The organism is Pseudomonas oryzihabitans (genome assembly GCF_024652905.1).
GTDB classification, from domain to species: domain Bacteria; phylum Pseudomonadota; class Gammaproteobacteria; order Pseudomonadales; family Pseudomonadaceae; genus Chryseomonas; species Chryseomonas benzopyrenica.
In genome coordinates, this window is record NZ_CP102428.1 from 1921255 (window position 1) to 1939194 (window position 17940).

The following is a 17940-nucleotide window of genomic DNA, read 5'->3' on the forward strand; positions in this document are numbered from 1 at the left end:
GCACAGCACCATGTGCGGCATCGCCGGAGAGCTTCGTTTCGATCAACAACCTGCAGCCATCAGCGCGGTGGAGCGCATCACCCACCGCCTCGAACAGCGCGGACCGGATGCCTGGGGCTTCCATAGCCAAGGGCCGGTCGCCCTGGGCCACCGGCGGTTGAAGATCATGGATCTGGCGGAAGCCTCGGGCCAACCCATGATCGAGCCGGAACTGGGGTTGTCGATGGTGTTCAACGGCGCCATCTACAACTACCCGGAATTGCGCAGCGAGCTGGAAGCCAAGGGTTACAGCTTTTATTCCGGGGGTGACACCGAGATCCTGCTCAAGGCCTATCACGCCTGGGGTAAGGACATGCTGCCCAAGCTCAATGGCATGTTCGCCTTCGCCATCTGGGAGCGTGACAGCGGCCGGCTGTTCATCGCCCGGGATCGTCTGGGGATCAAGCCGCTGTATCTGTCGTTCACCGACAAACGCCTGAGATTCGCCTCCAGCCTGCCCGCCCTGTTGGAAGGCGGTGACATCGACACCCGCATCGATCCGGTCGCGCTCAACCACTACCTGAACTTCCACGCTGTGGTGCCGGCACCGCGCACCATCCTGCAGGGCGTGCAGAAGCTGCCGCCAGCGACCTGGATGACTGTGGATGCGTCTGGCCAGCAGCATCAGGAGACCTGGTGGAATCTGGACTACGGTCCCCGTGAAGACGAGCGTCGCTACACTCTGGACGACTGGGCCGAGCGCGTCCTGCATGGCCTCAAGGACGCGGTGGCGATCCGCCAGCGCGCGGCGCGCGAGGTCGGTGTGCTGCTCTCCGGCGGGGTGGACTCCAGCCTGCTGGTGGGCCTGCTGCACGATTCGGGGGTCAAGGACCTGCTGACCTTCTCCATCGGCTTCGAGGATGCCGGCGGCGAGCGCGGCGACGAATTCCAGTATTCCGATCTGATCGCCAATCACTACGGCACCCGCCACCACCAGTTGCGCATCGCCGAGGACGAGATCATCCAGCAGCTGCCGCGCGCCTTCTCGGCCATGAGCGAGCCGATGGTGAGCCACGACTGCATCGCCTTCTATCTGCTGTCGCGCGAGGTCTCCAAGCACTGCAAGGTAGTACAGAGCGGCCAGGGCGCGGACGAACTCTTCGCCGGTTACCACTGGTATCCCCAGGTGCATGGCGCCGCCGATCCCTTCGCCGCCTATCGCGCCGCCTTCTTCGACCGCGACTATGCCCAGTATGCCGCCACCGTGCAGGCGGGCATGCGCCTGGAGGAAGACGCCGCCGAGGCCTTCGTCCGTCAGCACTTCGCCAAGCCGGGCGCCAGCGCCGGGGTCGACAAGGCCCTGCGCCTGGACAGCACCGTGATGCTGGTGGACGACCCGGTCAAGCGGGTCGACAACATGACCATGGCCTGGGGCCTGGAAGCCCGGGTGCCCTTCCTCGACTATCGCCTGGCCGAACTCTCGGCGCGCATTCCCGCCGAATTCAAGCTGGGCGACGGCGGCAAGCAGGTGCTCAAGGCCGCTGCGCGCAAGGTCATTCCCCAAGAGGTGATCGACCGGCCCAAGGGCTATTTCCCGGTGCCGGGCCTCAAGCACCTGGAAGGCAACACCCTCAGCTGGGTACGCGAGCTGCTGCTGGATCCCAGCCAGGATCGCGGCCTGTTCGACACCGCCGAGATCGATCGCCTGCTGACCAATCCGGCCGACCGCATCACGCCCCTGCGTGGCTCCAAGCTCTGGCAACTCGCCGCGCTCAACCTCTGGCTGAGCGAACACGGACTGTGAGGGTGCAAGACGCATGAAAGCGACCAGCTACAACCAGCGCCTCCAGCGTGCCCAGACGCCCTCCTACGAACGGCTGCAGGCGCGCCTGGCGGAAGGCGATCATCCGACCTCCCAGCCGCTCTGCCTGCATTGCGGCTGGGGACGGCTGCTCGTCGGCCATACCTATCCCGACCCCGCCAGCCTGGCCAAGGAGCTGCTCACCGAAACGCCCGGCGAGCGCGACATCGCGCTCTACGTGGCCGCGCCGCATCAGGTGCTGGCCCAGGCACCCCAGCAGCTGTTCCTCGACCCTAGCGATACCCTGCGGATCTGGTTCAGCGACTATCGTCCGGCCCGCCGGATCTATCGCGGCTTTCGGATCCGCCGCGCCTGCTCCGCGCAGGACTGGAGCGAGATTAACCGGCTCTATCAGCAGCGGCACATGCTGCCCGTCGATACCGAGCGGCTGACGCCCCGGCACAAGGGCGGCCCGGTCTACTGGCTGGCGGAAGACGACGACAGCGGCGCCATCATCGGCTCGGTGATGGGCCTCAATCACGTCAAGGCCTTCCAGGATCCCGATGGCGGCTCCTCGCTGTGGTGCCTGGCGGTATCGCCCGAGTGCAGCCGACCCGGCGTCGGCGAGGCGCTGGTGCGCCACCTGATCGAGCACTATGCCAGTCGCGGCCTGGCCTATCTGGACCTGTCGGTGCTGCATGACAACCTGCAGGCCAAGCGCCTCTACGACAAGCTGGGTTTCCGACCGCTGCAGACCTTCGCCATCAAGTGCAAGAACGGCATCAACCAGACCCTGTTCCTTGGTCCTGGGCCAGCGGCCGAGCTGAACCCCTATGCGCGGATCATCGTCGACGAAGCCCTGCGGCGTGGCATCGAGGTCCAGGTGGACGATGCCGAGGGCGGCCTTTTCACTCTGATCCAGGGCAACCGCCGCATCCGCTGCCGCGAATCTCTCACCGATCTCACCTCCGCCGTGACCATGACCCTCTGCGCCGACAAGGTGCTGACCAGCCGCACCCTGGCCCGGGCCGGGTTGAAGGTCCCTGAACAGCAACTGGCGGGCAGCGACGAAGACAACGCCGCCTTCCTGGAGAAGCATGGCGCTCTGGTGGTCAAGCCGGTCAATGGCGAACAGGGCAAGGGCGTGGCCGTGGATATCCGCGACGCCGAACACCTCGCCACCGCCATCCAGGCGGCGCAGCGTCATGACGATCGCGTGCTGCTGGAAAGCTTTCACCAGGGCCTCGACCTGCGGATAGTGGTCATTGGCCACGAGGTGGTGGCTGCGGCCATCCGCCGGCCGGCGGAAATCGTCGGCGACGGTCAGCACAGCGTCCGGGACCTGATCGAAGCCCAGAGTCGCCGTCGCCAGGCCGCCACCGGCGGCGAGTCGCGCATCCCGGTGGACGAGGAAACCGAACGCGCCATCCGCGGTGCCGGCTACGAGTGGGACAGCGTGCTTCCCACCGGCACCCACCTGGCCGTGCGCAAGACCGCCAACCTGCACACCGGCGGCATCCTGGAAGACGTCACCGACAGCCTCCATCCGGTGCTGGCCGACGCTGCCATCCAGGCGGCCCGGGCACTGGACATCCCCGTCACCGGCATGGACCTGCTGGTCCCGGCTGCCGATTCGCCCGACTACGTCATCATCGAAGCCAATGAGCGGCCGGGCCTGGCCAATCACGAGCCCCGCCCCACCGCCGAACGCTTCATCGACCTGCTGTTCCCGCTCTCCCGGGAGGTTCCGCTATGAATCGCTTGCCCGAGCCCGATCTGGATTACCTGCGCAAGGTCCTGCTGGACATGCTGGCCATCCCCAGCCCCACGGGCTTCACCGACACCATCGTCATGTACGTGGCCGAACGGCTCAACGAACTCGACATCCCCTTCGAACTGACCCGCCGCGGCACCATCCGCGCCACCATCAAGGGCCACAAGGAGAGTCCCGACCGGGCCGTCTCCGCGCACCTGGACACCATTGGCGCCATCGTCCGCGAGATCAAGGACAATGGCCGCCTGGGCCTGGCGGCGGTCGGCCACTGGTCGAGTCGCTTCGCCGAAGGCAGCCGGGTCAGCCTGTTCACCGATGACGGCACCCTGAGAGGCAGTGTGCTGCCGCTGCTGGCCTCGGGTCACGCCTTCAACACCGAGATCGACAAGATGCCGGTGACCTGGGACCACATCGAATTGCGCCTGGACGCCGTGACCAAGAGTCGCCACGAGACCGAGCAACTGGGCGTGCAGGTCGGCGACTTCGTCGCCTTCGATCCGCTGCCGGAATTCACCGACAGCGGCTACATCAGCTCGCGCCACCTGGACGACAAGGCGGGCGTGGCTGCCCTGCTCACCGCCTTGAAGATGCTCAAGGAAACCGGCCAGACGCCACCCATCGACTGCCATCCGCTGTTCACCATCACCGAGGAGGTGGGTTCGGGGGCTGCCGGTGCCCTGCCCTGGGACGTCAGCGAATTCGTCGGCATCGACATCGCCCCGGTCGCGCCCGGCCAGCGCTCCGACGAGCACCGCGTCAGCGTCGCCATGCAGGATTCCGCCGGCCCCTACGACTATCACCTGTCACGGCACCTGCTGCGCCTGGCGCAACGCAACGACATCCCAGTGCGCCGCGACCTGTTCCGCTACTACTACAGCGACGCCCACTCGGCGATCAGTTCCGGCCAGGACGTGCGGGTCGCCCTGCTGGCCTTCGGTTGCGACGCCACCCATGGCTACGAGCGCACCCATATCGTCAGCCTGGCGGCGCTCAGCCAGCTGCTGACCGGCTACATGCTCAGCCCGCCGGTGTTCGACAGCGATGCGCAACCGGCCGACAGCTCGCTGGACCGCTTCGGTCACCAGTTGCTGCCGGAAGACACCCAGATGGACAACCAGACGCACCTGCCGCCGCTGGAGGAGGTCGTTGGCGACGGCAGCAAATAGCGTTCGAACCAAGCGCCTGGGGTATCCTGGGCGCCTTTTTTCAGGCCCCTCTCCATGATCATCCCCCACGACCAGCTCGCTGCCGCCACCCTCGACAACCTGCTGGAAGACTTCGTCACCCGCGACGGCACCGACAACGGTGACGAGACGCCCCTGGCGACCCGTACCCAGCGCGCGCGCCGTGCCCTGGAAACCGGCGAAGCCGTCATCCTCTTCGATCCGGACAGTGCGCTGTGCCAACTGGTGCTGCGCCGCGACGTGCCGCCCGAGTTGCTCGACGACTAGCGCGTCTCGCGCCTGTCAGGCACTGCCGCGCGGCGCCAACAGGATCACCAGCGCCCCGGCCACGCACAGCAGACCGCCCGCCAGATCCGTCCAAGTCGGCCGGGTGCGCTCGACCAGCGCCAACCAGCCCAGCGACGCCACCACATAGATGCCGCCATAGGCGGCGTAGGCGCGCCCGGCGTAGGCCGCCTCGATACGGGTCAGCAACAGGGCGAAGAGCACCAGGCTGGCAAGCCCGGGCGCTATCCACCAGGGACTGCGATCCAGCCGGAGCCAGAGCCAAAAGGCATAGCAGCCGGCGATCTCGAACAGCGCCGCCAGTAGGAACCAGAGATAGTTCAGCATGGTGCCGCGCCGTCTTCCTGGCGATAGGGCAAGGCCTCGGCGGCCCGGCGCGCATAGGCCTGGACCCCCTCTCGCTCCTGGTCGAGAAACTCCGCCACAGCGGCTCTCAAACCCGGATGCACCAGGTAGTGCCAGGAATGGGTCAGGGTGGGCTCGAAGCCCCGAATCAGCTTGTGCTCACCCTGGGCGCCGGCATCGAAGCGCTGCAGCCCTTCGGCGATGGCGTACTCGATACCCTGGTAGAAACAGGTCTCGAAGTGCAGCTGGTCGAATTCCTGCAGGCAGCCCCAGTAACGGCCATAGAGGGTGTCATCGTCCTTGAGATAGAAGGCCATGGCCACCGGCCGGCTGCCCTGGCGCACCAGCACCACCCGAATCGCCTCGGGCAGCCGCTCGGCCAGCAGGCTGAAGAAGGCGCGGGTCAGGTAGGGATCCTGGCCGCGTACCTCGTAGGTATTGGCATAGCAGGCATAGACGAAGTCCCACTCCGCCTCGCTCAACTCATCGCCCTTACGCCACTCGAAACTCACCCCCAGGCCGGCGACCTGGTCGCGCTCCTTGCGCAGCTGCTTGCGCTTGCGCGAGGTCAGGGCGGCGAGGAAGTCGCCATAGTCGCGATAGCCGCGGTTATGCCAGTGGAACTGGCAACCGAGGCGGGCCAGAAAGCCATCGCGATCCTGCAGCACGGCATCGGCCTTGGGGTCGGTGAAGTTTACGTGCAGGCTGGAGAGCTCCAGACCGGCCAGGCTGCCCGTGGTGGCGTCGAGCAGGGTCGCGCAGGCGGCTGGCTCGCCCAGCAGACGCGCCCCCTGCACCGGCGAGAAGGGCACGGCGGCCAGCAGCTTGGGATAGTAGTCGATCCCGGCACGCCGGCAGGCATCGGCCCAGGCCCAGTCGAAGACGTATTCGCCATAGGAGTGCGCCTTGAGATAGGCCGGCATCGCGGCCCGCAGTCGACCCTGTTCATCCTTGAGGATCTGGTGCGCGGGCTGCCAGCCGGTCCCCTGCCCCAGGCTGCCGCTGTCTTCCAGGGTGGAGAGGAATTCATGCCGCAGAAAGGGCTGGTCGTCCACCAGCAAACCGTTCCACTGCTCGGCAGACACCTGGGCCAGGCTGTAGAGATACTCGACGATCATCCCACTCCCCTTGCTTGGACTCGGCGTACAGGTCTAACACAATTCAATGCCCTGACGGGCACCTGGGAAAGACCCTGGTGAATGGCTTTCGTGCGGACGAAAAAAAACCGCCGTGAGGCGGTTTCTTTCGAGTGTGGCGTCCCCTAGGGGACTCGAACCCCTGTTACCGCCGTGAAAGGGCGGTGTCCTAGGCCACTAGACGAAGGGGACGTTACCCTGGTGCGACCCTTGCGGATCACGAAATTGGTGGAGCTAGACGGGATCGAACCGTCGACCTCTTGCATGCCATGCAAGCGCTCTCCCAGCTGAGCTATAGCCCCAAGTACAGCATCTTGCCACGCCTGGGATGCGTGACCGATATGGCGTCCCCTAGGGGACTCGAACCCCTGTTACCGCCGTGAAAGGGCGGTGTCCTAGGCCACTAGACGAAGGGGACGTTACCCTGGTGCGATCCTTACGAATCACGAAATTGGTGGAGCTAGACGGGATCGAACCGTCGACCTCTTGCATGCCATGCAAGCGCTCTCCCAGCTGAGCTATAGCCCCGCGTACAACGTTCGCCACGTCTGGGATACGTGACTGATATGGCGTCCCCTAGGGGACTCGAACCCCTGTTACCGCCGTGAAAGGGCGGTGTCCTAGGCCACTAGACGAAGGGGACGAAACCTTCTACCGATTTCCCCCGAGGGCGAAACCGAAATTTGGTGGAGCTAGACGGGATCGAACCGTCGACCTCTTGCATGCCATGCAAGCGCTCTCCCAGCTGAGCTATAGCCCCGTCGGTCAGGACGGGGCGCATGTTAAGAGGCCCGGCCTCCCCTGTCAACACCAATCAGAAAAAAACCTGCTAGTAACAGACACTTAAGCCGGAAAAGGGTCAGATCGCCCGCGCCAGGGCCGCACGCTGGGCGCGGGCCGCCAGCAGGTAGGTGAACTTGCCATCGCTGGCGGAGAGCTTGCGCAGGACCTTCTTGTCCAGGGCGCGGTAGCCGCCCATCTCCAGCGCCGTACGCCCCGAGCTGCCGATCAGCATGCCGGGATTGGCCACCATCAGCCGGGCCGCCTGCTCCACGGCCTTGGCGTAGCTCTTGCGATCATTCAGGTCATAGCCTTGCAAGGGCAGCAGCATGCGCAGCCATTCGGCCCAGTAGAATTCAAGGAATTCCGAGGGCAGTACCCGGCCATCCGGCGTACGCGGCTTGTCGTAGCCGATCTGGCGAGTGAAATACACCAGGGCGCGGTAGGGATCGTCGGCCATGGCGGTGAGCCCTAGGGATTCAGGCAGCTGTTCGGGCAGGATCGGACGCCCCTGGGGGTCCTTGAGCCAAGCCTTGCGCTCGTCGAGCAGGCGAATCCAGAACTCGGCCATGCTCGCCGCGCCGCTGAAATCGTCGGTGACCCTGACCCACACCGAGGTCTCGGCGCCACCGCCGGGGTGTTCCCAGAAGGCGGAAAAGGTGTGGTGACCATCGGTGAGGTAGAGCTGCTGTCCGGGGCCGATGACCACGGTCTTCATTTCGTCTGGATAGGTGCCGGGTGGCTTGACGCCCAGGGCGTCGCCAGCCGAGCGCAGACTGGTGCTCGGCTGAAAACCGCCACTCAGGTGCTGGCCGTTGGCTTCGCAGTAGTCGTCGAACAGCTTGCGTCGGTCGCAGGCGTACTTGCCAAGCTTGTACAGCACCTGGTCGTGGCCGATCGCGGGCTGGGTGGGGCGCAGCTGGCGCAATTGCACCCGGAGCAGGCTTCCTGGCGACACGGGGTCTTCCTTTCTCGAGAGGTCTTCCCAGGTCCGACAACGGTCCTCCCGGGAAGACTCCTGCCGTCGATCAGACCTTGCGCAGGACCACGCTGCCGATGGAGTAACCGGCGCCGAAGGAGCTGAGCACCCCCAGACTGCCACTGGCCAGATCCTCGTGGTGCAGATGCAGGGCGATGACCGAGCCGGCCGAGCTGGTGTTGCCGTAGGTATCCAGGATGACCGGCGCCTCGCCAGGCTCGGGTTCGCGCCCCAGCAGGCGCTTGACGATGAGGTGGTTCATCGCCAGGTTGGCCTGGTGCAGCCAGAAGCGCGAGACCCGCTCGACGGGGATATCCAGCTCGGCGAGGTGATTGGCGATCAGCTCGGCCACCAGCGGGCAGACCTCCTTGAACACCTTGCGCCCTTCCTGGACGAACAGCTTGTCCGGGTGGGTCATGCCCTCCTCCGCCGCGCGGTTGAGGAAGCCGAAGTTGTTGCGGATGTTGTTGGAGAACTGGGTGAACAGCCGGGTGCCGAGGATTTCGTAGCGGTGCGCCGAGGTCGCCTGGTCGGCGCGTTCCACCACCAGGGCGGTGGCGGCATCGCCGAAGATGAAGTGGCTGTCGCGGTCGCGGAAGTTCAGGTGCCCGGTGCAGATCTCCGGATCTATCACCAGCAGTGCCCGCGCCTGGCCCAGTTGCACGGCGTTGGCCGCCGTCTGCAGACCGAAGGTGGCCGAGGAGCAGGCGACGTTCATGTCGAAGCCGTAGCCCTGGATGCCCAACGCGGCCTGGACCTCGATGGCCACCGCCGGATAAGGCCGCTGCAGGTTGGAGCAGGCGACGATGACACCGTCGATGTCGGCCGCGGTCCGCCCTGCCCGTTCCAGCGCCTCGCGCGCCGCGGCGACGCCCATCTCGCAGAGGATCGAGGGCTCGTCGTTGGAACGCTCGGGAATGCGCGGCACCATGCGCGCCGGATCGAGGATACCGGCCTTGTCGACCACATGGCGGCTGCGGATGCCGGAGGCCTTCTCGATGAAGGCGGCGCTGGATTCCGGCTGGGGCGCCAGACTGCCTTGGGCGATGGCGTCGGCATGCTCGGCATTCCACTGGCCAGCCCACTGGTTGAAGGACGCAACCAGCTCGTCGTTGGAAATGCTTTCGGGCGGCGTATAGAGCCCACTACCGCTGATGACCGCGTGCTGCACGGCTATTCCTCTTGTTGTCAGGATGAAGCCGTGCCAGTTTGCCGCAAATCCAGGGTGGACGCCCGTGCAATCTCAACGCCGATTGGCGGCCTCGGCGGCGCGCAGGACGTCGCTGCCCACTTCGCTTTCGTACCTCTTGAGCAACGGCGCCACGGCCGTGCGCCAGGCTTCCCGCTCGGCAGGCGTCGGCATCAGGATCCTGCTGGTATTGGCCGCGACCACCCGTTCGCGCGCCTTGGCGTTGATGGCTTCGGCATCGCGGTTCACCGACTGGGTCACTTCGTCGAGGATGGCCTCCAGCTCGCTGCGGATCTGGAACGGCAGGCCATTCCAGAAGGTGGTGTTGGTGATGAGCATATAGGTGAGGAAACTGTGGTTGTCCTCGACGATATAGGGCTGCACGCTGTTGATCTTCTGTCCCAGCAGGTTCGACCAGGGATTCTCCGCTCCCTGCACCTTACCGGTCCGGAGGGCGTCGTAGACCTGGGCGAACGGCAGCTTGACCGCCTCGGCACCCAGTTGCTGGTAGTAGGCGGCCAGCACCTCGGAGGATTCGACGCGGAAGGTCAGCCCCTTGAGATCGGCAGGAATGTGGATTTCCCGCGTGGCCGAGAGCTGGCGGCCGCCGTTGTTCCAGTAGCCCAATCCGGTGATGTTGTGGCTGATCAGGCTGCCTAGCAGTTCGCGACTCTTGTCGCGGCGCTGGAAGCGCTTGACCGCCTCGATGTTGTCGAACAGGAAAGGCAGATCGTAGACCCTGAGTGGTTTGGCCAGGGCGTTGAGCTTGGAAACCGAGGGTGCCAGCAGTTGGACCTTGTTGCTGCGCAGGGCGTCCAGTTCGTCGGCGTCGCCCACCAGGCTGGAATTGGGATAGACCTCCACCTTGACCTGGCCGGCCAGTCGCTCCTGCACCAGCTTCTGGAACTGCAGGGCACCACGGCCCTTGGGCGTATCGTCCGTCACCACATGGGCGAACTTGATGACGATCGGCTCGGCCACAGCGAAGGGCATGGCCAAGGCGATAAGCGAGCCGGCCAGGGTGGCGAAGAAGGTCTTGATCATGGAATTCCCTGCGTTGAACGATCCATCGGATCGCCTGCGCGATCCCGGTCACGCTGCGTGCGCGACGCGGTTACCTTAGCAGTCGCGAGGTGAATGGCTGGTCAGCGCAGGGAGATGGCACGACGAATGTGCAAGAAAGTAGGATCAGGGGTAGGACCAGCGCCGTCGAAACGGCGCCAGGAAATCATCAAGGCGAAATGGGATCGCTTGCAGGAAAGGTTTCCTCGACGGATTCGTCGAGCTGCTCTTCGCTTACCTCGTCTTCATCGTCGGCGACGGGCGGATCGTTCGGCTGCTGCTGGGCATGGACGGCGTTCATGGCAAATCTCCAGACGCGGAAAGAGAAGGACTACAGGGCCGAAAGGGTTCGGCCCTGTACGTTAGTCATGGCGATGCAGGCGGACGTTCAGCTCGTCGACGATCGGTGCCCAATCGGCATCTTCCATGATCTCGTCCTTGAGGAACGCCTTTTGCGACGGTGACCAGAAATCGGCTTCCGAGACCTTCACCTCGTCGGGCAGCGGGGAATGGCTGGCGATGAAAGCATCAATGGCAGCCGGATCGGAATCCAGGCCCAGTTGCTCGAAGAGGGTCGTCAGATCGTGAACGGGAAGTTCCATAGGGGTCTCCAGGCAGGTATCGGTCGGTAACGGCAACCATCTAGAAAGACGCCAGCCTTGAGGGGTTCCCCGGCCTTAATAAATCCTTCAGCGTCGGGCCTTAAGGTACGCCCACGTTTCGCCAACCAGGGCCTTCGCCATGTCGCTTCCCGTCTCTGCCATTCACTTCACCGCCGCACCGCGCCGCATTCTCGTCACCGGTGCCACCGGCTTTCTCGGCGGCGCCGTTACCCTGCGCCTGCTGGAGCTGGGACATGTCGAGGGGCTGCAGTTCCTGGTCCGGGCGGCCAACCCGGCGGAAGGTCTGGAGCGGCTGCTGCAGAATCTGCGCGTCCATGACGTCGACGAGCGCCTGGCCGCCCTGCTCAAACCCGAGCAGATCCTCTGCGGTGATCTGCTGGACACCCATTGGATCGAGGCCGCCAAACCACAACTGCTGGCGCTGGACGAGGTCATCAACTGTGCGGCGGTGGCCTCCTTCTCGCGCAATCCGAAGATCTGGCCGGTCAATGTCGAGGGCACCTTCGCCCTGGCCGAGGCCTGCGCGCAGTCCCGGCGGCTGAAACGCTTCCTGCACGTCAGCACTGCCATGGCATGCGGCCCGCAGCGCCAGTCACCGGTCGCCGAGACCTGGGACTTCCCCGAACCCGAACAGCAGCTGGTGGACTACACCGCCTCCAAGGCCGCCATCGAACTCAAGCTGCGTAACGAATTGCCGCTGCTGCCGCTGGTGGTGGCGCGTCCTTCCATCGTCGTGGGTCACCGTCGCTCGGGCTGCAAGGCCTCGGGCAGCATCTTCTGGGTGTTCCGCATGGGCTTCGCGCTGGAGCGCTTCACCTGCGGTCTGGATGAGCAGATCGATGTCATTCCGGTGGACTACTGCGCCGAAGCCCTGGTGGAGCTGGCGCTCAAGCCCAAGCTGAACTACAGCCTGTATCACATCTCGGCGGGCAATGCGGGCGCCTGCACCTTCGGCGAAATCGACGAGGCCTATGCCGGCGCCATGGGCGACGCCCCGGTGGGCGAGCGCTATCGCCAGGTGGACAGCGCCGATCTCAAGGAACTCGCCGCCGACTTCAACGAACGCATCGGCCCGGCCAATCCGCGCCTGGTGCTGCGGGCGTTGAAGCTGTACGGCGGCTTCGCCGATCTGAATTATCTGTTCGACAACCAGCGGCTGCTCGACGAAGGCATCGCCGCCCCACCGCGCTTCACCGATTATCTGGATGTCTGCGTGCATTCCTCGCGGGACATCAGCATACCCGCGCAGATGCAGTGGGACTTCAAGTAAGGCCTAACCCCGGTCCTGGCAATCGCCAGGGCCGGGTCTTGCTCAGACGGGGTCCTTTTCCGGCGAATTCAGCCGCGAATCCCGCACGATCTCGCTGACCGAAGCATAACCCCCGCGGGCATCGCGCAGCATGGTGCGCAGGTTGCCTTCGATGGTGTTGCAGATGGTACCCATGGTGATCTGGTGACGACTGCGCTGGAAGGGATTCTGCAGATCGGTGCCGACCTTTTCCATGGCCAGGAAGATGAAGCCCACCACGGTGGAGGCCAGCGGCGTGTACCACTCCAGGCTTTCCACCAGGCCGATGGGCATCAGCACGCAGAACAGGAAGATGAACAGCCGCGGAAAATTCACATAGGGATAGGGCAAGGGGGTATTGGCGATGCGCTCCATGCCGCCCTGCCAGTTGGACATGTCGACGAAGGTGGCTTCCAGGCGCTCCAGGCGGATGCTGTCCAGGCGACCGGCGCGGTATTCCAGGGCGATTAGGCTGGAGGAACCGCTGAGGATGGCGTTGGCGAAGTTGTTGGTCTCCTTGCGCATCGCCCACTCCTCCTTGCCCAGGTAGGTGCGCACCTCCTTGGGCAACGAATCACCGCTGAGCTGGCAGGCCAGGCAGCGGACATAGGCGAGGTGACGCTCGATAAGCACCGTCTTGATCGCGTTGAAATGTTCGTCGCCGTCGTCGATGAGCGTTAGCGCCTGCCGAGCGAAGCTACGCGAGCTATTGACCATGCCGCCCCAGAGGGTGCGCGCCTCCCACCAGCGTTGGTAGGCACTGGTATTGCGAAAGCTGGTCAGCACGATCAGCGCAGAGCCGATCAGGGTCAAGGGAATGTTGGGCAGCTGCGCCCGATTGTCGACGAAAATCATGTAGTCGACGGTAACGGCGATGTCCCACAGCAGCAGCCAGAACACCGACCAGCCGACGTAAGTGAAGGTTTGCCGAAGGAAGGTCATTTTGCTGGTGAAAAAACCCAAGGTGATAGTCCTTAGCGCGAGAAAGGAGGGATGCAGCCATAGGAACCTGGGGTCGAAAACAGGTTCAAGGCAAGCCTCTAGAGCGCGGATCGCCGCCCATTTCACGTAATAGGCCCGGGACAATTGCGTTTCCAGATATGAAGAGGCCCGTTGCGCAGGCCGTTACCTCGCCAAGGCAGCAGCGCCTGGCTGGTTGCCACGTCACGGAGGATATCGACCCGTTCAGCGAACATCCGCGCCCTGGTGCGGTCCGACGGACACCACGCCCTTCCGGAGCACTGCCATGACCGCCACCCCGCGCGTTCGTCTGGATGTCTGGAGCGACTACGTCTGCCCCTTCTGCTACCTGGAGCTGCCCCAGCTGGCGCGCCTGCAGGAGGAATTCGGCGATCAACTGGCCATCGAGTGGCATGCCTTCGAATTGCGCCCCGAACCCACGCCCACCCTGGATCCCGCCGGGGATTATCTGCGCCGGACCTGGGACCGGGCGGTCTATCCCATGGCGGCGGAATACGGCATGGTGCTGCGGCTACCACCGGTCCAGCCGCGCAGCCGTCTGGCCCTGGAAGCAGCGGAATTCGCCCGCGACCACGACCGCTTCGACGCCTTCCATACGGCGGTCTTCCAGGCCTTCTTCGAAGAGGGGCGCGATATCGGCGGGCGGGAGGTGCTGATCGATCTGGCGCGCCGCAGCGGTCTCGATGGCGAAGCCTTGCAGGCCAGCCTGGCGCGCGGTGACCACACCGACGTGGTGCTGCACGCCGAGGATCGCGCCGAAGCCCTGGGCATCACGGCCGTACCGACGCTGCTGCTGCGTTCCGCGCAGGCGCCCATCGAACAGGCGCGGGCTCTGGATGGAGCGGTACCCTTCGCCCAGTTGGCGGCAGCCGTCCGGGCGCAGCTGGACGCGATCCAAGCCTAGCGCTGGGCGGCCGGCGTCAACTCGGGGAACAGCACCTCGGTAAAGCCGAAGCGGGCAAAGTCCTGAATCCGCGAGGGATAGAGCCGACCGATCAGGTGATCGTACTCGTGCAGCACCACCCGCGCATGGAAGCCTTCGGCCTGCTGGTCCACCAGGTTGCCCGCGCCATCCACGCCTCGATAACGGATTCGCCGCGGCCGCGGTACCTCGCCGCGCAGCCCGGGGATCGACAGGCAGCCTTCCCAGCCCAGTTCTTCGCTGGCATCAAGGACCTCAATACGCGGATTGATCAGTACCTGCAGCGGTACCGGCGGCGCCTCGGGATAGCGGGCATTGCGCTCGAAGCCAAAGACCATCAGCTGCAGGTCCTCACCGATCTGCGGGGCGGCAAGACCCACGCCACCCGCGGCGGCCATGGTATCGAACATGTCCTGGATCAACGCCTGCAGCTCCGCCGAGCCGAGGCGCTCGGCGGCTATCGGCGGCGCCACCCGCAGCAGCCGGGGATCACCCATCTTCAAAATGTCGCGAATCATGCGAGGATTCCTTCTTTGCCAGTCACCGGCGTTTCGCCAGGAGCTTAAACCAGATGTCCTCCCTACTGCTCGCCAGCGCCCTCGGTCTCGGCCTGAGCGCTCCCCTCGTCCAGGCCGAGGAAGCCGCCCTCGCCGCGCGGCTGGATCCGATCCTGGAGCGCGCCATCGCCCAGCAGCGCATCGTCGGTACCGTGGTCATGGTCGCCCGTCAGGGCCGGGTGGTGTATCACCGCGCGGCGGGATTCGCCGATCGGGAAGCGCAGCGGCCGATGCAGGAAGACCAGCTGTTTCGCTTTGCCTCCCTGACCAAACCGCTGGTGGCGGTGACGGCGCTGCGCCTGGCGGATCAGGGGCGCCTGGATCTGCAGGCGCCGGTCAGTCGCTACCTGCCCTACTTCACCCCGCACCTGGCCGATGGCACTCCAGCCGTGCCCACGCTGGCCCAGCTCCTCAGCCACACCGCGGGCCTGCACTACGGCTTCGGCGAAGACCAGGACGGTCCCTATCACCGCGCCGGGGTATCCGACGGCCTGGATGGCGCCCCCCTGACCCTGGAAGAAAACCTGCGGCGCCTCGCCGGCGTACCGTTGGACTTCAAGCCAGGTACCCAGTGGCGCTACTCCCTCGGGCTGGATGTCCTGGGCGGCGTGCTGGAAGCCGCGACCGGCCTGCCCTTGCCTCAGGTCGTCCAGCAGCAGGTGGCGGCACCGCTCGACCTGCACGACCTGAGCTTTCACGTCAGCGACCCCAGCCACCTGGCCACGGCCTATCGCGACGGCTATCCACGCCCGGAGCCCATGAGCGAGCCCTATCTGCTGCCCCTGCCCAAGGGCGGCATCCTTTATTCCCCGGCGCGGGCACTCTCGGCCACGGCCTTTCCCTCGGGCGGCGGCGGCATGCAGGGCAGTGCGGGAGACTACCTGGCCTTCCTGGAGGCGCTGCGCCAGGGCCGGCTGCTCACCCCGACCAGCCAGCGTCTGTTCATGGAAGACCAGATCCCCGGGCTGCAACGCGACGACGCGCCAGGCTGGGGCTTCAGCCTGGGCGCGGCGGTGCTGCGCGATGCCCGGCTGGCGAAGACACCGCAGACGCCCGGTACCCTGCAATGGGGCGGGGTCTACGGCAACGCCTGGTTCATCGATCCGGCGCGCGAGCTGAGCGTGGTGATCCTCACCAACACGGCGATCGCTGGCATGAGTGGTCCCTTTCCCGACGCCATCCGCGATGCCCTCTACCGGGACTGATCGCTCAGCTGGATAGGACAGGAGCGGCCGAGCGTCCAGGCAACGGCCCGTCCTCGCCGCGAGAAAGCTGTGCCTGAATGACGGGAAAGGGCAATTCCAGCACGGCGCAACACAGCCTCAGCAGCTCCAGTTCGTGGATTCGTACGGCTTGATCCGCCTCCACCAAGCGGATCAAGCCTTCCAGTACCAGGGTCCGCGCCTCGACGCCCAACCGGCCTAGGCCCATCAGAGCCACTTCGAGCGCGGGTAGCCAGGCCAGTGGCGGCTGGTAGGCACAGTGCAGTCCGGGAAAGGTGGTTGCCACGGCCAGGAGGAAGGCGCGCCGCGCCGCCAGGACGCTCTCATGGGTCTGCTCGGCAGCGACCGCGTAGAGGGTGAGCACCGCCGTCCGCTCCTGGGCCAGGGTACGCCGCCCTGCAGGCTGTTGGCGTCCGGGCGCCAGGCTGCCGATCAGCTGGCGCTGGATGATCCGGGCGAGGCAATAGCGGGACAGATCCAGCTCCGCGGATCGCAGCTGCGTCTTGAGCGCGACCAGCAAGGCACGCAAGGCAGGCCGGGGCAACTGCCGGATGGCCGGAAAGGTCAGCTGGGCCAGCGGCAGGTGCAGCGCCGTGTCCAGGCTATCCACCCAGCGTCGCCCCTCCCCTGCAGCAGTCGGCGCGGAGGCACCGGCCAGGGCCAGCAGCACCTCGGCGGCCTGTTGCGGGTCTTGCAGGAAGAGGTACAGCGCTGGCGGGATGTCCGCCAGGCGCTCGTCGGCCAACGCGGGCGGGGCTGTTGGTTGACTCGCGGTCGGTTGTGCCGGCGCGGGTGGCGGACTGCCGGCGACATAGGCCACGCCCGTGGGCAGCAGCGCCTCCGCCCGCAGGCGCTCCAGCTGCCATTCGTCGAACCCCGGTTCGAGTTGCTGGATGCGTTCCAGGACCGGTGGATGGGTGGCGAACCAGGACGCGCCGGAGTCGCCCAGCACCATGTGGGCGACGCTGCGCGCCCGGCGATGATAGAGCCGCCCCTGCAGCGGATGGGCGGCGATCTTTTTCAAGGCATCGGCCAGCCCCTGGGGATGGCGGGTGAACTGCACGGCGGAGGCATCCGCCAGGCGCTCGCGCGAGCGCGTCGCCGCGGCCTGGATCAGATTGGCGAAGAACAGTCCGCAGCCGCCGATCGCCAGCAGCACGGTACCCAGCAACCAGCCCAGCAGATGGTTGCCGTCGACCCGGGTGGTGGTCGAGGTGCGATCGGAAAACAGCTCCTGTCCCAGATCGGCGATCAGGCTGATGCCATGCAGCCAGCCCAGCAGGCGCAGATTCAGGCGCATGTCGCCATTGAGCAGATGACTGAATTCATGGGCGACCACGCCCTGCAACTCGTCCCTGTTCAGCTGCTGCAGGGCGCCGCGGGTCAGGCACAGGCTCGCATCAGCCGGTCCATAGCCACTGATGAAGGCATTGATGGCCGGTTCGTCCGGCAGCAGATACAGCCACGGCACCGGTACGCCGGCGGCCAGCGCCATCTCCGCCACCACGTTGTGCAACTGGCGGGTCCGGGGATCGGCCTGATCGTCCAGCGGCACCGCGCCCATGCGCCTGACCACCGCCTCTCCACCCTGACGGGCGAGTTGCCGGACCTTCCAGAAGGACGCTCCGGTGATGACGCCGACAAAGACCAATCCGCTCTTGACCAGCGTTGGCCCGCGTCCGCCCAGGTAGTCGACGACCTCCCGCGGCAAGAACACCAGGGCCAGTCCGGCACTGGCCAGCGCCATGAGCAGCACCACCAGAGCCAGCAAGGCGAGACACAGCCGGGTGCGCCGACGCGCCGCGGCCTGGTCGTCGAGAAAGCGCACGAAC

At 65.6% G+C, this 17940-nt stretch carries 17 protein-coding genes and 6 tRNA genes; 7 read left to right on the plus strand and 16 right to left on the minus strand.

Annotation, left to right across the window (positions count from 1 at the left end; genetic code table 11):
* The first annotated feature begins 10 nt into the window (after positions 1-10).
* Genes NRG74_RS08945 through NRG74_RS08960 form a run of 4 tightly spaced genes read left to right on the plus strand, consistent with a single transcriptional unit; the run spans position 11 to position 5005 of the window.
* The gene (locus NRG74_RS08945) at positions 11-1783 is read left to right on the plus strand and encodes an N-acetylglutaminylglutamine amidotransferase (protein WP_257706319.1); all 1773 of its coding nucleotides are present in this window, start codon (positions 11-13) and stop codon (positions 1781-1783) included.
* Positions 1784-1796: 13 nt separating this feature from the next.
* Positions 1797-3536 carry an N-acetylglutaminylglutamine synthetase gene (gene ngg, locus NRG74_RS08950; protein WP_173146868.1) on the plus strand — a complete coding sequence of 580 codons (1740 nt, stop codon included), beginning with the start codon at positions 1797-1799 and terminating at the stop codon, positions 3534-3536.
* Positions 3533-4720 (plus strand): osmoprotectant NAGGN system M42 family peptidase, encoded by a 1188-nt coding sequence (locus NRG74_RS08955; RefSeq protein WP_017640298.1) that lies wholly within the window; start codon positions 3533-3535, stop codon positions 4718-4720. Before ngg ends, NRG74_RS08955 begins: the two co-directional genes overlap by 4 nt.
* Positions 4721-4774: 54 nt before the next feature.
* Positions 4775-5005 carry a YheU family protein gene (locus tag NRG74_RS08960; protein ID WP_007162735.1) on the plus strand — a complete coding sequence of 77 codons (231 nt, stop codon included), beginning with the start codon at positions 4775-4777 and terminating at the stop codon, positions 5003-5005.
* A gap of 15 nt (positions 5006-5020) precedes the next feature.
* Here the strand turns inward: NRG74_RS08960 and NRG74_RS08965 are convergent, their stop codons facing one another.
* From NRG74_RS08965 to NRG74_RS09025, 13 genes are all read right to left on the minus strand, one after another.
* Positions 5021-5350 carry a YnfA family protein gene (locus NRG74_RS08965; RefSeq protein ID WP_007162734.1) on the minus strand — a complete coding sequence of 110 codons (330 nt, stop codon included), beginning with the start codon at positions 5348-5350 and terminating at the stop codon, positions 5021-5023.
* A complete protein-coding gene (locus NRG74_RS08970) occupies positions 5344-6486 on the minus strand; it encodes a GNAT family N-acetyltransferase (RefSeq protein ID WP_257706320.1) in 1143 nt (380 codons plus the stop codon). Before NRG74_RS08970 ends, NRG74_RS08965 begins: the two co-directional genes overlap by 7 nt.
* 134 nt (positions 6487-6620) lie before the next feature.
* A tRNA-Glu gene (locus tag NRG74_RS08975) sits at positions 6621-6696 on the minus strand.
* Between the two features lie 34 nt (positions 6697-6730).
* Positions 6731-6806: transfer RNA gene (locus tag NRG74_RS08980), tRNA-Ala, on the minus strand.
* Between the two features lie 40 nt (positions 6807-6846).
* Positions 6847-6922, minus strand: a tRNA-Glu gene (locus tag NRG74_RS08985).
* A gap of 34 nt (positions 6923-6956) precedes the next feature.
* Positions 6957-7032, minus strand: a tRNA-Ala gene (locus tag NRG74_RS08990).
* Positions 7033-7071: 39 nt separating this feature from the next.
* Positions 7072-7147, minus strand: a tRNA-Glu gene (locus tag NRG74_RS08995).
* A gap of 41 nt (positions 7148-7188) precedes the next feature.
* Positions 7189-7264: transfer RNA gene (locus tag NRG74_RS09000), tRNA-Ala, on the minus strand.
* Positions 7265-7363: 99 nt separating this feature from the next.
* The gene (locus tag NRG74_RS09005) at positions 7364-8242 is read right to left on the minus strand and encodes a ParB/Srx family N-terminal domain-containing protein (RefSeq protein ID WP_026083922.1); all 879 of its coding nucleotides are present in this window, start codon (positions 8240-8242) and stop codon (positions 7364-7366) included.
* Positions 8243-8312: 70 nt separating this feature from the next.
* A complete protein-coding gene (locus NRG74_RS09010; RefSeq protein WP_017641792.1) occupies positions 8313-9434 on the minus strand; it encodes a beta-ketoacyl-ACP synthase III in 1122 nt (373 codons plus the stop codon).
* 72 nt (positions 9435-9506) lie between these two features.
* The gene (locus NRG74_RS09015) at positions 9507-10496 is read right to left on the minus strand and encodes a DctP family TRAP transporter solute-binding subunit (protein WP_257706321.1); all 990 of its coding nucleotides are present in this window, start codon (positions 10494-10496) and stop codon (positions 9507-9509) included.
* Positions 10497-10683: 187 nt separating this feature from the next.
* Positions 10684-10815, minus strand: a complete 132-nt coding sequence (locus tag NRG74_RS09020; RefSeq protein ID WP_007162893.1) for a hypothetical protein — start codon at positions 10813-10815, stop codon at positions 10684-10686.
* A gap of 61 nt (positions 10816-10876) precedes the next feature.
* The gene (locus tag NRG74_RS09025) at positions 10877-11116 is read right to left on the minus strand and encodes a DUF2789 domain-containing protein (RefSeq protein WP_017641794.1); all 240 of its coding nucleotides are present in this window, start codon (positions 11114-11116) and stop codon (positions 10877-10879) included.
* 139 nt (positions 11117-11255) lie between these two features.
* Between NRG74_RS09025 and cprA the strand changes: the two genes are divergently transcribed.
* Positions 11256-12407: a cationic peptide resistance protein CprA gene (gene cprA / locus NRG74_RS09030; RefSeq protein ID WP_257706322.1), complete on the plus strand. Its 1152-nt coding sequence runs from the start codon at positions 11256-11258 to the stop codon at positions 12405-12407.
* 42 nt (positions 12408-12449) lie between these two features.
* On the opposite strand, the gene NRG74_RS09035 is transcribed toward cprA, so the two are convergent.
* Positions 12450-13367, minus strand: a complete 918-nt coding sequence (locus NRG74_RS09035; RefSeq protein ID WP_051226173.1) for a bestrophin family protein — start codon at positions 13365-13367, stop codon at positions 12450-12452.
* Between the two features lie 304 nt (positions 13368-13671).
* Here NRG74_RS09035 and NRG74_RS09040 point away from each other — a divergent pair, with 304 nt between their 5' ends.
* Positions 13672-14310 carry a DsbA family oxidoreductase gene (locus NRG74_RS09040; protein WP_257706323.1) on the plus strand — a complete coding sequence of 213 codons (639 nt, stop codon included), beginning with the start codon at positions 13672-13674 and terminating at the stop codon, positions 14308-14310.
* Here the strand turns inward: NRG74_RS09040 and def are convergent.
* Entirely contained in the window at positions 14307-14846 is a 540-nt protein-coding gene (gene def, locus NRG74_RS09045; RefSeq protein WP_017641798.1) for a peptide deformylase, read from the minus strand. The genes NRG74_RS09040 and def overlap by 4 nt on opposite strands.
* A gap of 53 nt (positions 14847-14899) precedes the next feature.
* Here def and NRG74_RS09050 point away from each other — a divergent pair, with 53 nt between their 5' ends.
* Positions 14900-16090 carry a serine hydrolase domain-containing protein gene (locus tag NRG74_RS09050; RefSeq protein ID WP_173146862.1) on the plus strand — a complete coding sequence of 397 codons (1191 nt, stop codon included), beginning with the start codon at positions 14900-14902 and terminating at the stop codon, positions 16088-16090.
* A 4-nt stretch (positions 16091-16094) separates the two neighbouring features.
* On the opposite strand, the gene NRG74_RS09055 is transcribed toward NRG74_RS09050, so the two are convergent.
* The gene (locus tag NRG74_RS09055) at positions 16095-17936 is read right to left on the minus strand and encodes a M48 family metallopeptidase (protein WP_257706324.1); all 1842 of its coding nucleotides are present in this window, start codon (positions 17934-17936) and stop codon (positions 16095-16097) included.
* Between the last annotated feature and the right edge of the window lie 4 nt (positions 17937-17940).

Coding starts and splice junctions, on each gene's coding strand:
- NRG74_RS09025 (WP_017641794.1), bottom strand. CDS start 11,116: ATGGAACTTCCCGTTCACGATCTGACGACCCTCTTCGAGCAACTGGGC.
- NRG74_RS09050 (WP_173146862.1), top strand. CDS start 14,900: ATGTCCTCCCTACTGCTCGCCAGCGCCCTCGGTCTCGGCCTGAGCGCT.
- NRG74_RS08965 (WP_007162734.1), bottom strand. CDS start 5,350: ATGCTGAACTATCTCTGGTTCCTACTGGCGGCGCTGTTCGAGATCGCC.
- NRG74_RS09020 (WP_007162893.1), bottom strand. CDS start 10,815: ATGAACGCCGTCCATGCCCAGCAGCAGCCGAACGATCCGCCCGTCGCC.
- NRG74_RS08955 (WP_017640298.1), top strand. CDS start 3,533: ATGAATCGCTTGCCCGAGCCCGATCTGGATTACCTGCGCAAGGTCCTG.
- NRG74_RS09015 (WP_257706321.1), bottom strand. CDS start 10,496: ATGATCAAGACCTTCTTCGCCACCCTGGCCGGCTCGCTTATCGCCTTG.
- NRG74_RS08945 (WP_257706319.1), top strand. CDS start 11: ATGTGCGGCATCGCCGGAGAGCTTCGTTTCGATCAACAACCTGCAGCC.
- ngg (WP_173146868.1), top strand. CDS start 1,797: ATGAAAGCGACCAGCTACAACCAGCGCCTCCAGCGTGCCCAGACGCCC.
- NRG74_RS09035 (WP_051226173.1), bottom strand. CDS start 13,367: ATGACCTTCCTTCGGCAAACCTTCACTTACGTCGGCTGGTCGGTGTTC.
- NRG74_RS08970 (WP_257706320.1), bottom strand. CDS start 6,486: ATGATCGTCGAGTATCTCTACAGCCTGGCCCAGGTGTCTGCCGAGCAG.
- NRG74_RS08960 (WP_007162735.1), top strand. CDS start 4,775: ATGATCATCCCCCACGACCAGCTCGCTGCCGCCACCCTCGACAACCTG.
- cprA (WP_257706322.1), top strand. CDS start 11,256: ATGTCGCTTCCCGTCTCTGCCATTCACTTCACCGCCGCACCGCGCCGC.
- def (WP_017641798.1), bottom strand. CDS start 14,846: ATGATTCGCGACATTTTGAAGATGGGTGATCCCCGGCTGCTGCGGGTG.
- NRG74_RS09040 (WP_257706323.1), top strand. CDS start 13,672: ATGACCGCCACCCCGCGCGTTCGTCTGGATGTCTGGAGCGACTACGTC.